Annotated in this window: 16 protein-coding genes and 1 tRNA gene; 6 read left to right on the top strand and 11 right to left on the bottom strand. The window is 70.6% G+C overall.

Annotation, left to right across the window (positions count from 1 at the left end; translation table 11 throughout):
- Window positions 1–125: 125 nt before the first annotated feature.
- The gene (locus tag ACFY8U_RS18185) at window positions 126–899 is read left to right on the top strand and encodes an excalibur calcium-binding domain-containing protein (RefSeq protein WP_389571149.1); all 774 of its coding nucleotides are present in this window, start codon (window positions 126–128) and stop codon (window positions 897–899) included.
- A gap of 48 nt (window positions 900–947) precedes the next feature.
- Entirely contained in the window at window positions 948–1,250 is a 303-nt protein-coding gene (locus ACFY8U_RS18180) for a hypothetical protein (RefSeq protein WP_389571146.1), read from the top strand.
- Between the two features lie 132 nt (window positions 1,251–1,382).
- Here the strand turns inward: ACFY8U_RS18180 and ACFY8U_RS18175 are convergent, their stop codons facing one another.
- The 4 genes from ACFY8U_RS18175 to ACFY8U_RS18160 all read right to left on the bottom strand — a co-directional run bounded on the left by ACFY8U_RS18175 (window position 1,383) and on the right by ACFY8U_RS18160 (window position 5,345).
- Window positions 1,383–2,672, bottom strand: a complete 1,290-nt coding sequence (locus ACFY8U_RS18175; RefSeq protein ID WP_389571143.1) for a DUF445 domain-containing protein — start codon at window positions 2,670–2,672, stop codon at window positions 1,383–1,385.
- A 17-nt stretch (window positions 2,673–2,689) separates the two neighbouring features.
- The gene (locus ACFY8U_RS18170; protein WP_361439535.1) at window positions 2,690–3,673 is read right to left on the bottom strand and encodes an ATP-binding cassette domain-containing protein; all 984 of its coding nucleotides are present in this window, start codon (window positions 3,671–3,673) and stop codon (window positions 2,690–2,692) included.
- Between the two features lie 3 nt (window positions 3,674–3,676).
- Window positions 3,677–4,453 carry an ABC transporter permease gene (locus ACFY8U_RS18165; RefSeq protein ID WP_389572063.1) on the bottom strand — a complete coding sequence of 259 codons (777 nt, stop codon included), beginning with the start codon at window positions 4,451–4,453 and terminating at the stop codon, window positions 3,677–3,679.
- A gap of 91 nt (window positions 4,454–4,544) precedes the next feature.
- Window positions 4,545–5,345, bottom strand: a complete 801-nt coding sequence (locus ACFY8U_RS18160; RefSeq protein WP_361760514.1) for an ABC-2 family transporter protein — start codon at window positions 5,343–5,345, stop codon at window positions 4,545–4,547.
- Between the two features lie 171 nt (window positions 5,346–5,516).
- Here ACFY8U_RS18160 and ACFY8U_RS18155 point away from each other — a divergent pair, with 171 nt between their 5' ends.
- Window positions 5,517–7,916 (top strand): transglycosylase domain-containing protein, encoded by a 2,400-nt coding sequence (locus ACFY8U_RS18155; RefSeq protein ID WP_389571141.1) that lies wholly within the window; start codon window positions 5,517–5,519, stop codon window positions 7,914–7,916.
- Here ACFY8U_RS18155 and ACFY8U_RS18150 read toward each other — a convergent pair.
- From ACFY8U_RS18150 to ACFY8U_RS18140, 3 genes are all read right to left on the bottom strand, one after another.
- Window positions 7,910–8,230 carry a DMT family transporter gene (locus tag ACFY8U_RS18150; RefSeq protein WP_389170861.1) on the bottom strand — a complete coding sequence of 107 codons (321 nt, stop codon included), beginning with the start codon at window positions 8,228–8,230 and terminating at the stop codon, window positions 7,910–7,912. The genes ACFY8U_RS18155 and ACFY8U_RS18150 overlap by 7 nt on opposite strands.
- A 172-nt stretch (window positions 8,231–8,402) precedes the next feature.
- The gene (locus ACFY8U_RS18145; protein WP_260229654.1) at window positions 8,403–8,741 is read right to left on the bottom strand and encodes a co-chaperone GroES; all 339 of its coding nucleotides are present in this window, start codon (window positions 8,739–8,741) and stop codon (window positions 8,403–8,405) included.
- A gap of 46 nt (window positions 8,742–8,787) precedes the next feature.
- A complete protein-coding gene (locus tag ACFY8U_RS18140; protein ID WP_361760356.1) occupies window positions 8,788–9,108 on the bottom strand; it encodes a DUF3618 domain-containing protein in 321 nt (106 codons plus the stop codon).
- A gap of 121 nt (window positions 9,109–9,229) precedes the next feature.
- Between ACFY8U_RS18140 and bcp the strand changes: the two genes are divergently transcribed.
- From bcp to ACFY8U_RS18125, 3 genes are all read left to right on the top strand, one after another.
- On the top strand, window positions 9,230–9,703 hold the full coding sequence (gene bcp / locus ACFY8U_RS18135; RefSeq protein ID WP_361439529.1) for a thioredoxin-dependent thiol peroxidase: 474 nt from the start codon (window positions 9,230–9,232) through the stop codon (window positions 9,701–9,703).
- 209 nt (window positions 9,704–9,912) lie between these two features.
- The gene (proP, locus tag ACFY8U_RS18130) at window positions 9,913–11,412 is read left to right on the top strand and encodes a glycine betaine/L-proline transporter ProP (protein ID WP_389571138.1); all 1,500 of its coding nucleotides are present in this window, start codon (window positions 9,913–9,915) and stop codon (window positions 11,410–11,412) included.
- Window positions 11,413–11,538: 126 nt separating this feature from the next.
- Window positions 11,539–11,611: transfer RNA gene (locus ACFY8U_RS18125), tRNA-Leu, on the top strand.
- A gap of 58 nt (window positions 11,612–11,669) precedes the next feature.
- On the opposite strand, the gene rdgB is transcribed toward ACFY8U_RS18125, so the two are convergent.
- The 4 genes from rdgB to ACFY8U_RS18105 all read right to left on the bottom strand — a co-directional run bounded on the left by rdgB (window position 11,670) and on the right by ACFY8U_RS18105 (window position 13,792).
- Entirely contained in the window at window positions 11,670–12,272 is a 603-nt protein-coding gene (rdgB, locus tag ACFY8U_RS18120; protein WP_389571136.1) for an RdgB/HAM1 family non-canonical purine NTP pyrophosphatase, read from the bottom strand.
- Between the two features lie 8 nt (window positions 12,273–12,280).
- Window positions 12,281–12,637 (bottom strand): hypothetical protein, encoded by a 357-nt coding sequence (locus ACFY8U_RS18115; protein ID WP_361439913.1) that lies wholly within the window; start codon window positions 12,635–12,637, stop codon window positions 12,281–12,283.
- 104 nt (window positions 12,638–12,741) lie between these two features.
- On the bottom strand, window positions 12,742–13,473 hold the full coding sequence (gene rph / locus ACFY8U_RS18110) for a ribonuclease PH (RefSeq protein WP_361439519.1): 732 nt from the start codon (window positions 13,471–13,473) through the stop codon (window positions 12,742–12,744).
- A gap of 85 nt (window positions 13,474–13,558) precedes the next feature.
- On the bottom strand, window positions 13,559–13,792 hold the full coding sequence (locus ACFY8U_RS18105; protein WP_019886687.1) for a glucose PTS transporter subunit EIIB: 234 nt from the start codon (window positions 13,790–13,792) through the stop codon (window positions 13,559–13,561).
- Between the last annotated feature and the right edge of the window lie 178 nt (window positions 13,793–13,970).

The raw sequence follows: 13,970 nt of genomic DNA, 5'->3' as shown, positions 1-13,970 counted from the left end.
GGCTTGTTGTGCGTGTGAGAGAGATGCGCTGCGGGCGTAGAGCGATGGTTGGGACTGCGGCGGCGTTGGCTGTCGTGGTGCTCGCGGGGTGCGGGGGTGGGGGTGGCGGGGCTGAAGGGAAGTCGGTGGACGCGGTGGCGGCCAGTGCCACGCCCACGCCCACGCCGCAGATCGCCCTGAAGCTGGTTGATGACGTCGAGGACGCCGCGGCCTCGGAGGTCGTCGTCGACGTGCTCGCCAACGACACCGCGACCGACACGCCGGGCAGTGAGGAGGAGCCGCTGACCAGTGTGTTGGGTGGGAGCGAGTACGAGCTGACCGTCGACGCGCCGCCCGGCCATGGGACCGCCGAGGTCGAGGGTGGCTCCATCACCTACACCCCGACAGCGGGGTACGCGGGGGAGGACGAGTTCACCTATCGGGTGGAGCAGCGCTCCCCCGGCACCGCTAGTGGCACCGCGGTCGTGCGCATCACCGTCGCCGCGCCCGTCGTGACGCCTAGCCCCACCCCGACCCCCACCCTGAAGCCCACGCCGACCCGTACCAAGAAGCCGGCGCCGCCGGCCGTCTACTACCGGAACTGTGACGCCGCGCGTGACGCGGGCGCGGCGCCCGTGCGTCGCGGTGACCCCGGGTACGGGAGCCACCTCGATCGCGACGGAGACGGGGTGGGGTGCGAGCCGTACTCCGGGGGCTCCGGGGGCTCCGGCGGCTCCGGCGGGTCCGGCGGGTCCGGGGGCTCCGGCGGGTCCTCCACCGGAGGTAGCGGGGGCGGCTCCACCTACTACGCGAACTGCAGCGCCGCCCGTGACGCCGGCGCCGCTCCCGTGCGCCGCGGTGACCCCGGGTACGGGCGGCACCTCGACCGGGATGGGGACGGCGTCGGGTGTGAGGGGTGAAGTTAGGCTCGTACGCGTAGACGCCCCCTCGCCCGAAAGGTCCCCCTCATGCCCCGCATCCCCTCCCCCGCCATGGCCGCCGTCGGGCTCGTCGGTGGGTACGCCGTTGCTCGGTGGACCAAGAAGCGGCCCCTCGGGGGCGTGGTGCTGGCCGCTGCCGGGGGGCTTGCCGCGCGGGAGTGGCAGCAGGTGGCGGGCGGGAAGACCGCTGCCGCGCTGGCCGGTGCGTACGTCGCCGCGTTCGCCGGGTCGCATCCGCTCGCCAAGAAGGTCGGCGCCTGGCCCGCCGTGTTCTCCGTCGCCGGGGCCATGGCCGGCGCCTCCTGGGCCGTCACCCGTAACAAGGGCTGAGGGACGAAGTCCGAAGGGCGTTGAACGCCCCGGGTCTTCCGCCCGTACTACTCGGTGCCCTCCCCATGAGCGCTGGGCGGGTGGGTTCCCCTACCCCCCTACCCGCCCAGCGCACCCTCAGGTCAAGCCCTGCTACCCGCCCAGCGCGTGGCTCACCGTGTAGATCAGCAGGCCCGCCAGCGCGCCCACCACCGTGCCGTTGATGCGGATGAACTGAAGGTCCCGGCCGATGTTCGCCTCGATCTTCCTCGACGTCTGGTCCGCGTCCCAGCTCGCCACCGTGTCGCTGATCAGTGACGTGATCTCCGTCCGGTACGTCGTGACCACATAGGCCGCCGCGTCCTCCGCCCACCCCTCGACCTTCGTCTGCAGGCGCTTGTCCGTCACCAGCCGGCCGCCCAGGGAGATCAGGGACGCCCGCGCCCGCAGGCGGAGCTGGCTGTGCTCGTCCTCCGCCGCCGCGATGATGACGCCGCGTACCGACGCCCACGCCGAGGCGATGATGTCCTGCACCTCCGGACGCGCCAGCAGGTCCCCCTTCAGGCGTTCCACCCGCGCGCGCGTCTCCGTGTCCCCCTGGAGGTCGGCCGCGAAGTCCGTCAGGAAGCGGTCGATCGCGCCCCGCGCCGGATGCCCGGGCATGTCCCGCATCTCCGTGACGAAGCGCAGCAGCTCCTTGTAGACCCGCTCGCCCACCCTGCGGTCCACGAAACGCGGCGTCCAGCCCGGCGCACCGCCCTGGACCGCGTCCATCACCGAGTCCCCGTGGAAGACCAGCCAGTCGTGCGCCCGCGCGCACACCAGGTCCACCGCCCGGTGGTGCGCCCCGTCCGTGACGATCTTCTCCAGCGTCTTGCCGATGCCCGGCGCCACCTCCGCCGCCTCAGCCCGTCGCGTGATCGCCTCGCCGACCACCGCCTGGACGTCCGCGTCCCGCAGGACGGTCAGGGCGCCCCGCAGAGCCGTCGACAGTTCGCGCGTCACCCGGTCCGCGTGGTCCGGCTCCGCCAGCCACGCGCCCAGGCGGCCCGCGATGCCGAGCGCGTGCAGCCGTCCCCGTACGACATCCGCCGACAGGAAGTTCTCGCCGACGAATGAGCCCAGCGTGGTGCCCAGCTGGTCCTTCTTCGTCGGGATGATCGCCGTGTGCGGGATCGGCAGACCCAGCGGCCGCCGGAACAGCGCCGTCACCGCGAACCAGTCCGCCAGCGCGCCCACCATGCCGGCCTCCGCCGCGGCCGCCACATACCCGGCCCACGCCCCCCAGCCCGCGTTCTCGGCCCACGTCGCCAGCGCATAGACGACCGCCACCAAGACCAGAAGGCCCGTGGCGAGGCTCTTCATGCGGCGCACCCCTCGGTGCCGCTCCGCGTCCGCCGCCGTGTACGAGAACGCGACCAGCGGTGTCTTCGTGTCGCTCATCACCCCACCTCCCTACATCAGGGACTTCCCGGGCGCACCTCAAGTTCCCGATCCCCGTACATCTTCGCGATCACGGCCTCGATGTCCGGTTCCCGCACCGACAGATCCACCAGCGGGTACGCCCGTGCCACCGCCGCCACCAGCGGCGCCGCCGACGCCGAGGCGGGGAAGGCGAGGACCTGCCGCACCCCGCCGCCCTCCGACCGTACGAAGCGCGCTCCGGGCAGCTCGATCGGCGGCAGCTCCCGCTCCAGGTCCACCACCAGTTGACGCTCGCCGGCCCCCACCTCGTGCAGCCCCGCCAGCTCCCCGTCGTACATCAGCCGCCCGTGGTCGATCACCATCACCCGCTTGCACAGCTGCTCGATGTCCGTCAGATCATGCGTCGTCAGCAGGACCGTCGTACCCCGCGAGGCGTTGAGCTCGCGCAGGAACTCCCGCACCCGCGCCTTCGACACCACATCAAGGCCGATCGTCGGCTCGTCCAGGTACAGCACGTCCGGGTCGTGCAGCAGCGCCGCCGCGATGTCGCCGCGCATCCGCTGGCCCAGCGACAGCTGCCGCACGGGTACGTCGAGCAGCTCGCCCAGTTCGAGCAGCTCCACACAGCGGGCCAGGTTGGCGGCGAACCGGTCGTCCGGGATCCGGTACATCCGGTGCATCAGCCGGTACGAGTCCTTCAGCGGCAGGTCCCACCACAGCGTCGTCCGCTGCCCGAACACCACACCGATCCGCTGCGCGAGCCGCGTCCGCTCCCGCGCCGGGTCGATGCCCGCGACCCGCAGCCGGCCCCCGCTCGGCGTGAGGATGCCCGTCAGCATCTTGATCGTGGTCGACTTCCCCGCGCCGTTCGGCCCGATGTAGCCGACCATCTCGCCGCGCTCCACACCGAAGCCGATCCCGTCGACCGCCCGCACCTCACGCTTCTCGCGGCGCAGCAGCCCCGCCCGTCTGCGCACGGTGAAGACCTTCTCCACACCGTCCAGTTCGATGAAGGCCATGCCTCAGCTCCCTGTGCTTCGGTACGAACGGAGTCCGGCGCGCCACGCCCACCCCGCGAGGACGCAACTCCCCAGCGCCACCAGCGGCGACGCGAACGCCAGCGCGGACGGCACACCGGCCGGGGCGGGCCGCCCCAGCACGTACAGCGCGGGCAGCCAGTTCACGAACGCCAGCGGTACGACGTACACGACGCCCCGCACCAGGTCCTGCGCGAAGATCGCCGGCGGGTACTGCAACAGCGTGTTCCCGCCGTACGTGAACGCGTTGGTCACCTCCGCCGCGTCCTGCGCCCAGAACAGCGCCGACGCCCCCACCACCATCACCGCCGCGAAGATCACCGCGCCGCTCACCAGCATCACCGGCAGGAGCAGCGCCTTCACCGCCGTCCACTCCACGTCCAGGACGAGCAGCGCCCAGACCAGCACGAAAAGACCCTGCGCCACCCGGCCGAGCCGCCGCAGCGCGAACTTGTCCGCCGCCACCTGCGCGAGCACCGGCGCCGGACGCATCAGGAACAGGTCGAGAGAGCCGTCCCGCACCCGCCTGCCCATCCGCTGGAGCGAGCCCATCGTCAGGTCCGCGACCCCGAAGGACGTGCCGGCCGTCCCGTACAGGAACGCGACCTCGGCGAACGAGAAGCCGCCGAGACCCCTCACCTGACCGAACATCAGCAGGATGACGACGAAGTCGAAGAACGTGACGCAGAAGGAGGTGACGAGGGTCAGGGCGAAGGACGTGCGGTACGTCATCGTCGAGCGGATCCACATCCCGGCGACCATCCGGTACGTACGCCAGGAGGTGCGCCACGACGTACGCCAGGACTCCGTACCCCGCGAGCCCGTACCCCCCGAGCCCTGAAGCTCGGACGTCTCACCCACCCTGCACCACCACCTTCCGCGTCGCCAGCGACTGCGCCAGCCGGCCCGCGAGCAGCAGCACTGCCGCCCAGCAGAGCTGGAAGCCGTACGCCCCGAGGAGCCCCCACCCCTCGTACCGCTCCAGATACACGTCCGCCGGGATCTGGAGCAGCGACGCCCAGGGCAGCACCCGCGCCACCTCGCCCAGTGCGCCCGGGAAGACGTTCAGCGGCAGCAGCATCCCGGAGAAGAACAGCCCGCCCAGCCACGCCACCTGCACCACCCCCTGACCGTCCATCAGCCAGAAGGCGGACATCGCGACCAGGTACCAGATCGCGAAACCGACCGTCGCCCCCAGCGCGATCGCCAGCAGGAACGCCAGCCAGGTCGACGGCCGTGACGGCAGACGGAAGTCGAAGGCGAGCGCGCCGATCGCCATCGGCGCCACTCCGCGGCCGAGCAACTGATACGCGCACCGGCCCAGGTTGGCCGAGAACCACCAGGCCTGGAGGTCCGCCGGCCGGTACAGGTCGACGGCGATGTCACCCGTACGGATGCGCTCGATCAGCTCGTCCTCGAACCCGCCGCCCATCAGCCCGCACACCGTGATCAGCCCCTGGCCGATCCACACATAGGCGAGCGCGTCCGCCATGTCGTAGCCACCCAGCTGGGGGCGCTCGTCCCACAGGGCCATATAGGTGTACGCCAGGATGAAGCCGAAGACGGTGTTGGTGAACACCCCCGCCGCCGTCGCCAATCGATACGTGGCATGGCGCCGGAAGCCACCCGCGGCCACCGTCGCGTACAGCCGCAGCATGTCGCGTCGCCTTTCCTCCTGGCACCGAACCGCACCAAAGCGCCCGACCCTAGCGGCCCGCACTTCGCCACCGCGAGTCGTTTTCGAGTCGCATTCATCAGGTTCTGTCCTGATACGTGCACTATGGGGAAGGCCATGCCTCCTTCATCCGGTACGGGAGTTCCAGACATGCGCGACGACCAGCCAGCCCCTGCACACCGGCCCGGCTGGACGCCGAGGGATCCCACGCTCCCCGCCACACCCCCGCCCCCACCCGGGCGCCCCCGGCGCGCACGGCGCTCACGCCCCCGGCGCGTCCTGCGGGCACTCCTGCGCACCGCCCTCTTCGGCGCCCTGCTGCTGGCCGCCGGGTTCGTCGCCGGCTACCTCCTCGTCGACATCCCGCCCGCCAACGCCACCGCGACCGCCCAGTCCAACATGTACCTCTACCGCGACGGCACCCAGATCGCCCGCGACGGCGAGGTCAACCGCGAGAACGTACGCCTCGCGCACATCCCCCTCACCGTCCAGCAGGCCGTACTCGCCGCCGAGGACCGCGACTTCTCCTCCGCACGCGCCGTCGACCCCAAAGCCATGGTCCGCGCCGCCTGGAACACCCTCACCGGCAAGGGCCGGCAGTCCGGCTCCACCATCACCCAGCAGTACGTCAAGAACTACTACCTCGGCCAGGAACAGACCGTCACCCGCAAGGTGAAGGAGTTCTTCATCGCGATCAAGCTCAACCGCGAGAAGAGCAAGGACGAGATCCTCGAGGGCTATCTGAACACCAGTTACTTCGGCCGCAACGCCTACGGCATCCAGGCCGCCGCCCGCGCCTACTACGGCAAGGAGGCCGCCGAACTCGACACCGCCGAAGGCGCCTACCTCGCCTCCCTCCTCAACGCCCCCAGCGCCTACGACGTCGCCACCCACCCCGAGAACCGGCCCCGGGCGCTCGCCCGCTGGAACTACGTCCTGGACGGCATGGTCAAGGAGAGGTGGCTCACCCGCCCCGACCGCGCCACCGCCGTCTTCCCCACGCCCCAGACCGCACGCCCCGCCACCGGGCTCTCCGGACAGCGCGGCTACATCGTCCAGGCCGTCGAGGAGTACCTCACCTCCCACGGCGTCCTCGACGAGAACACCCTCGCCGGCGGCGGCTTCCGCATCACCACCACCCTGGAGAAGGACAAGCAGGACGCCTTCGTCACCGCCGTCGACGACAAGGTCATGTCCCGGCTCGACCCCGCGCGCAACCCCGTCGACCGCTACGTACGGGTCGGCGGCGCGGCCATCGAGCCGTCGACCGGCCGCGTCGTCGCGATGTACGGCGGCGTCGACTACACCCGGCAGTACGTCAACAACGCCACCCGCCGCGACTACCAGGTCGGCTCCACCTTCAAGCCCTTCGTCCTCACCGCCGCGATCGAACACACCTCGCTCACCCAGGACGGCGAGCCGATCACCCCGAACACCTACTACGACGGCGCCGACAAACGCCCCGTGCAGGGCTGGCACGGCGCCCTCTACGCCCCCGCCAACGAGGACGACGCGTCGTACGGCGACATCACCGTCCGGACCGCCACCGACAGCTCGGTCAACACCGTGTACGCGCAGATGGCCGTGGACGTCGGACCCGCGAGGGTCAAGGAGACCGCCGTCGCACTCGGCCTCCCCGCCCGCACCCCCGACCTCAACGGCTCCCCCTCCATCGCGCTCGGCCCCGCCACCGCGAGCGCCCTCGACATGGCCGAGGCGTACGCCACCCTCGCCAACCACGGCCGCCACGGCACGTACACGCTCGTCGAACGGATCACCAAGGACGGCCAGGACCTGAACCTGCCGCCGTCCGGCACCCGGCAGGCCGTGAGCAGAGTGGCCGCCGACACGACGACGCACGTCCTGCGGAGCGTCGTGGAGAGCGGTACGGGAACGGCGGCCCTGGCGGCCGGACGCCCGGCCGCCGGGAAGACGGGCACCGCCGAGGACGACAAGGCCGCCTGGTTCGCGGGCTACACCCCGGACCTCGCGACGGTCGTCACGGTGATGGGCCAGGACCCCGACACGGGCGAGCAGAAGCCGCTGTACGGCGCGCTCGGGCAGAACCGGATCAACGGGGGCGGGACGCCGGCGGAGATCTGGGGGCACTTCACCCGGGAGGCGCTGGCGGGGACGGAGGCGCGGGAGTTCGAACTCGAGCTGGGTGCGGGGGCGGAGGAGTGGCTGGAACCCCTGGATCCTCCTCAGCCGGACGGGCCGGGGGACCCGGCCGGACCGGCCGAGGAGGGCTGGGAGGGCCGGGAGCGGCGGGAGGGGCGGGAGGATCAGGACGACCCGGAGGAGGAGCAGCTGGGTCAGGCGGGACCGAAGGGCCCGCGGCAGCCGCGCCTGCCTGAGGCGCCTCAGGTACCTCAGACACCTCAGGTGCCTCAGTCGGCGCATCCGGCGCAGCCGGAGAAGGAGCGGCCCCGCCCCGAGACCGTCCAGCCGGAGCACCAGCCCCCGCCGCCCGAGACGGAAACGCCGGACCAGCAGATCCCACGGTCGGAGCCGGCCGCGCAGCCCGAGCAGCAGCTACCGCATCAGTGACCCGAGGTCGCCTTCAGCCCCACCACGGCCACCAGCAGCAGACAGACGAAGAAGATCCGCGCGGCGGTCGCCGGCTCACCGAGCACCACCATGCCGAGCACCGCCGCGCCGGCCGCGCCGATACCGACCCACACGCCGTACGCCGTACCGATGGGCAGTGTCTTGGCGGCGTGCGACAGCAGCATCATCGAGGCGACGATCCCGGCGCCCGTGAAGACGCTCGGCCAGAGACGGGTGAACCCGTCCGTGTACTTCATGCCGATGGACCAGCCGACCTCGAGCAGACCGGCGACGATGAGAAGCACCCAGGCCATGACGACGAACACCTCCGCGAGACGGAACAACAGGGGTGCGTCGTCTTTGCGTACTGCGGTGCAGCGGGCCCGGTACGGCGCGTCTCGTCGGGTGTGTCCAGGGTAGCAAGGGAGCGACGAAAGGCCTGGTGACACCGGTCACCAGGCCTCAGCTCGAAACGTTTGCAGCGTCCTACAGATACAGCCCGGTGGTGTCCTTCGAACCCTCGAACCGGTCCGCGGCCACCGCGTGCAGATCGCGCTCCCGCATCAGGACGTACGCGACACCCCGCACCTCGACCTCGGCGCGGTCCTCCGGGTCGTAGAGCACCCGGTCACCCGTCTCGACCGTACGGACGTTCTGGCCGACCGCGACGACCTCGGCCCAGGCCAGCCGGCGGCCGACGGCGGCGGTCGCCGGAATGAGGATGCCGCCGCCCGAGCGCCGCTCCCCCTCCGGGGAATCGGTCCGGACCAGCACACGGTCGTGGAGCATCCGGATGGGCAGCTTGTCGTGGGTGTTGTCGCTCACGACTCGAACCTACCTGTCCGGGCGTGTCGTCCGTACCCGGGAGGGGTCATCCCTTGCGCTTGCGCGTCGACATCGCGAGCAGCCCGACGAGGGCCACGGCGACCAGCGCCACCGGAACCACCCGCTCCAGGCGGGGCGCGCCGTCGTCACCGGTGAACCGGGCCTTCACGTCGGACACGGTCCGGTTGACGGCGACGAACGCCCGCCCGGCGGTCTGGTCGACCGTGGAGGCGACCTTCGCCTTCGCGTCACCGATGATCGTCTTCGGGTGCATCCGGATGCCGATCTCGTCGAGAGTCTCGGCAAGCTGCTCGCGCCGGCGGACGATGTCCGCCTCGATCTGCGCAGGGGTCCTGGCCTCCGACACCGCGCTGCCTCCGTAGTCGTAATCGGTCGTTGACGGACAGTCTCTCAGTTTCTCCGCCCGCGGTCTGTCTCAGGCCCCCATTAGGCTCGGTCGTGTACGCGCAGACACCCCGAGGAGAGCCATGAGCGAGCGACTTCAGCCCGGCGACACCGCCCCCGCCTTCACCCTGCCCGACGCCGACGGCAACGAGGTCTCGCTCGCGGACCACAAGGGCCGCAAGGTCATCGTCTACTTCTACCCCGCGGCGCTCACCCCGGGCTGCACGAAGCAGGCGTGCGACTTCACGGACAACCTGGAGCTGCTCGCCGGCGCGGGCTACGACGTCATCGGCGTGTCGCCCGACAAGCCGGAGAAGCTGGCGAAGTTCCGCGAGCAGGAGCACCTGAAGGTCACGCTGGTGGGCGACCCGTCGAAGGAGACCCTGGAGGCATACGGCGCCTTCGGCGAGAAGAAGCTGTACGGCAAGACGGTGACGGGCGTGATCCGCTCGACGGTGATCGTCGACGAGGACGGCAAGGTCGAGCGGGCGCTGTACAACGTGAAGGCGACGGGCCACGTAGCCAAGATCATCAAGGACCTGGCCATCGAGGCCTGAGCGCTGCGACCCTCTGGGAGGCACTCGGGGCCCTGGGCGGCGCCCGGGACCTTGAGGCCCTGAGGGCCTCGGCCTCTGAGGGGCCCGCCCCCTGAGGCCTCCGTCGGGAACGTGACGGAGGCCTCAATTCCGGTGCGTTCCCGTTTGTGATCGGCCTGACCGCGCAGACGTCCTTCCTGGAGTTGCCCCCCGAGAAAGGACGTACGGTCATGTCGGCGACCGATCGCACCGCCCCCGCGGCCGACCCGGAAGCCCGCAGACGGCATCCGCGGCTCTTCCGGGCCGTCACACGGCGGCAGCAGCCGCCCCTGCGCCGGTCGGACATCACGGTGACCGACGACGCGGCCGTCAGGCGCGCCGTGAAGGCGGCCTCCCTGGGCAATGCCATGGAGTGGTTCGACTTCGGCATCTACGCCTACCTCGCCGTCACGCTCGGCCATGTCTTCTTCCCCGCCGGGAACGAGACCGCGCAGCTGCTGTCGTCGTTCGCGACCTTCGCGGTCGCGTTCCTCGTGCGCCCCTTGGGCGGCGTGGTGTTCGGCCCGATGGGTGACCGGATCGGCCGCAAGAAGGTCCTGGCCACGACCATGATCCTCATGGCGGTCAGCACGTTCGCGATCGGCCTGATCCCGTCGTACGCCTCGATCGGCTTCTGGGCACCGGTCCTGCTGGTCTTCCTCCGGATGCTCCAGGGCTTCTCCACGGGCGGGGAGTACGGCGGCGCGTCGACGTTCATCGCCGAGTACGCGCCGGACCGCCGACGCGGCTTCTTCGGCAGCTTCCTGGAGTTCGGCACACTCGCGGGCTACCTCGGCGCGGCGGGCCTGGTCACGGTGCTCACCACCTGGCTCGGCTCCGGCACCATGGAGGCGTGGGGCTGGCGCGTGCCGTTCCTGGTGGCGGGGCCGCTCGGCCTGGTCGGCCTCTATCTGCGGATGCGGCTCGACGAGACGCCCGCCTTCCAGAAGCTGGAGAGCGACACGGTGCGGGCCTCGGAGGCGGCGGACCCGGTGGAGACCTCCGCCAAGGGCGACCTGGCGAAGATCCTCCGGCAGCAGTGGCCGATGCTGATCCTGTGCATCGCCCTGGTGGGCGCGTACAACATCACCCACTACATGCTGCTGTCGTACATGCCGACGTATCTCTCCGACGAGCTCGGCTACAGCGAGACCCACGGCCTGCTGATCCTGCTGCTCGTGATGGTCTTCCTGATGCTGATCATCGCTCAGGTGGGGCGGCTCAACGACCGGTTCGGGCGCAAGCCGGTGCTGATGGCGGGCATGCTGGGCTTCCTCTTCCTGTCACTGCCGGCGTTCCTGCTGATCCGGCAGGGCGGCGTCCTGGCGATCACGGCGGGCATGCTGATGCTCGGTCTCTCGCTGGTCTGCATGCTCGGCACGATGTCGGCGGCGCTCCCGGCACTCTTCCCGACCGATGTGCGCTACGGCTCCCTGTCCATCGGGTACAACGTGTCGGCCTCGCTCTTCGGCGGCACGACCCCGCTGGTCATCACGGCGCTGATCGGCGCGACCGGCAGCGGCCTGATGCCCGCGTACTACGCGATGGGCGCCGCGTTCGTCGGTGTGATCGCGGTGGCCTGCATGAAGGAGACGGCCCGGCGCCCGCTGGAGGGCTCGCCCCCGTGCGTGGAGACCCCGGAGGAGGCGGCGGAACTCGTCCTCGCCCGGGCACCCGAACCGAAGTTCTGACCCCGCACCGGTGAAGGACGGCCCGTACGCCCCGGAGGCGGTACGGGCCGTTCCGCGCCCCAACTACCATGCGGTCACCAGCCCCTGGCTCGCGGATGGCAGCGGGTACAGTGAGCTGAAAAGCGCGCGCCCGTACTCCAATGGAAGAGAGAATGGCTTTAGGTGCCATGTGTTGTCGGTTCGAGTCCGACCGGGCGTACGAGCGAAAGCAGCCCCTCACCTTCGATTCGAAGGTGAGGGGCTGTTCGCTTGGGGCCTCAGCCCAGCAGCTCCCGTACCACCGGTACCAGCGCCCGGAACGCCTTGCCCCGGTGGCTGATCGCGTTCTTCTCCTCCGGGGTCAGTTCCGCGCACGTCACCTCGTAGCCGGTCGGCTGGAGGATCGGGTCGTAGCCGAAGCCGTTCGTGCCGGTCGGGGTGTGGCGGAGGGTGCCCGGCATGCGGCCCTCGACGACGCGTTCCGTGCCGTCCGGGAGGGCCAGGGCCGCCGCGCAGGCGAAGTGGGCGGCTCGGTGGGGGGCGTCGATGTCGGCGAGCTGGGCCAGGAGCAGGTCCAGGTTGGCGCGGTCGTTGCCGTGGGTGCCGGACCAGCGGGCCGAGAAGATGCCGGGGGCGCCGTTCAGGACGTCGACGCAGAGGCCGGAGTCGTCGGCGACGGCCGGCAGGCCGGTGGCCTGGGCCAGGGCGTGGGCCTTGAGGAGGGCGTTCTCGGCGAAGGTGACGCCGGTCTCCTTGACGTCGGGGATCTCCGGGTACGCGTCCGCGCCGACGAGCTCGTGGGTGAGGCCTGCGTCGGCGAGGATCGCGTGGAGTTCGGTGATCTTTCCGGCGTTGCGGGTGGCGAGGATCAGACGGGTCATGCTCCCGATTATCCCGGGGTGCAGACCTTGCCGATCTCGGCGGCCGCGTCGGTGATCGGCTTGATGTCCGGGGTGGTGTCGCCGTTGTTGACGGCGCCCTTCACGGATTCGACGCCCTTGGTGAGGTCGTCCACGGCCTTGGAGAGGTCCGCGTTGTCCGTGGTGTCCTGGAGCTTGCCGAGCTCCGTGGAGATCTCGTTCAAGGCCTCGTTGAGCTGCGTCGGGTCGTTCGAGGCGTTGGAGACCGCCTGCGAGAGCTTGTCGACGCTGGTGGCTATCGCGTCGGCGGTGGCGACACAGTCCATTGCCTTGTCGAGTGCTCCGCAGCCGACGAGGGTGGTGGTGAGTACGGCTGCCGAGGCCATGGCGAGTGCGAGACGGCGCTTCAAGACGGGTCCTCCCCGAGGGATATGGATGACGGGCGTACGGTCCTGCCGTACGCCCGTGTCCATGAAGACGCCGCTGGGGGCTAGAGAGTTCCTTCGAGCGCCTGGCGCTGGATCTCGGCGAGTTCGGCGCAGCCGCCGGAGGCGAGGTCGAGGAGGGCGTTGAGCTCCTTGCGGTCGAAGGGCTCGGCCTCGGCGGTGCCCTGGACCTCGACGAAGCGGCCGTCGCCGGTGCAGACGACGTTCATGTCGGTCTCGGCGCGGACGTCCTCCTCGTAGCAGAGGTCGAGGAGGGGGGTGCCGTCGACGATGCCGACGGAGACGGCGGCGACGGTGCCGGTGAGGGGCTTGCGGCCGGCCTTGACCAGCTTCTTGCCCTGGGCCCAGGCGACGGCGTCGGCGAGGGCGACGTAGGCGCCGGTGATGGCGGCGGTGCGGGTGCCGCCGTCGGCCTGGAGGACGTCGCAGTCGAGGACGATGGTGTTCTCGCCGAGGGCCTTGTAGTCGATGACGGCGCGCAGGGAGCGTCCGATGAGGCGGGAGATCTCGTGCGTGCGGCCGCCGATCTTGCCGCGGACGGATTCGCGGTCGCCGCGGGTGTTGGTGGCGCGCGGGAGCATGGAGTACTCGCCGGTGACCCAGCCTTCGCCGCTGCCCTTGCGCCAGCGCGGGACGCCTTCGGTGACGGAGGCGGTGCAGAAGACCTTGGTGTCGCCGAAGGAGATGAGGACGGAGCCCTCGGCGTGCTTGCTCCATCCGCGTTCGATGGTGACGGGGCGGAGCTGTTCGGGGGTACGGCCGTCGATACGAGACATGGGTCGAGCGTAGCCGTACGCGACGGGGGCCCGGTCCCCTGTCGGACCGGGCCCCCGTCGGTGCGAGGCTGGGTGGCTCGGCTGGTTACATCATGTCTTCGATGTCGGCGGCGATCGGGTCGGCGTCGGTGCCGATGACGACCTGGATCGCGGTGCCCATCTTCACGACGCCGTGGGCGCCGGCGGCCTTGAGGGCGGCCTCGTCGACCTTGCTGGGGTCGATGACCTCGGTGCGCAGGCGGGTGATGCAGCCCTCGACCTCTTCGATGTTGTCGATGCCGCCGAGCCCGGCGACGATCTTCTCAGCCTTGCTGGCCATGTGTTTCTCCCTGTCCGTTCCTGTTCGAAGAACGTGAGTCTCGGCGCACCGAAGGTCCGCTTTGTCACGGTAACCCACGGTTGGCCCAACTTCGCGAGCGAGTGCCCTCGTTCTGCCGAATGATGACGATCACCGGCGACCTGCCCTCAGCGGGCTCCCGGGAGCCTATCGCAACTGG

Origin of the sequence: Streptomyces sp. NPDC012508 (assembly GCF_042902595.1) — a bacterium.
Lineage (GTDB): Bacteria > Actinomycetota > Actinomycetes > Streptomycetales > Streptomycetaceae > Streptomyces.
The sequence above is the reverse complement of the archived record's forward strand: the minus strand, read 5'-3'. Positions and strand labels throughout refer to the sequence as shown.

Coding starts and splice junctions, on each gene's coding strand:
- ACFY8U_RS18180 (WP_389571146.1), top strand. CDS start 948: ATGCCCCGCATCCCCTCCCCCGCCATGGCCGCCGTCGGGCTCGTCGGT.
- proP (WP_389571138.1), top strand. CDS start 9,913: ATGTCGGCGACCGATCGCACCGCCCCCGCGGCCGACCCGGAAGCCCGC.
- rdgB (WP_389571136.1), bottom strand. CDS start 12,272: ATGACCCGTCTGATCCTCGCCACCCGCAACGCCGGAAAGATCACCGAA.
- rph (WP_361439519.1), bottom strand. CDS start 13,473: ATGTCTCGTATCGACGGCCGTACCCCCGAACAGCTCCGCCCCGTCACC.
- ACFY8U_RS18105 (WP_019886687.1), bottom strand. CDS start 13,792: ATGGCCAGCAAGGCTGAGAAGATCGTCGCCGGGCTCGGCGGCATCGAC.
- ACFY8U_RS18155 (WP_389571141.1), top strand. CDS start 5,517: ATGCGCGACGACCAGCCAGCCCCTGCACACCGGCCCGGCTGGACGCCG.
- ACFY8U_RS18170 (WP_361439535.1), bottom strand. CDS start 3,673: ATGGCCTTCATCGAACTGGACGGTGTGGAGAAGGTCTTCACCGTGCGC.
- ACFY8U_RS18150 (WP_389170861.1), bottom strand. CDS start 8,230: ATGGCCTGGGTGCTTCTCATCGTCGCCGGTCTGCTCGAGGTCGGCTGG.
- ACFY8U_RS18165 (WP_389572063.1), bottom strand. CDS start 4,453: ATGGTCGCCGGGATGTGGATCCGCTCGACGATGACGTACCGCACGTCC.
- ACFY8U_RS18175 (WP_389571143.1), bottom strand. CDS start 2,672: ATGAGCGACACGAAGACACCGCTGGTCGCGTTCTCGTACACGGCGGCG.
- bcp (WP_361439529.1), top strand. CDS start 9,230: ATGAGCGAGCGACTTCAGCCCGGCGACACCGCCCCCGCCTTCACCCTG.
- ACFY8U_RS18115 (WP_361439913.1), bottom strand. CDS start 12,637: ATGGCCTCGGCAGCCGTACTCACCACCACCCTCGTCGGCTGCGGAGCA.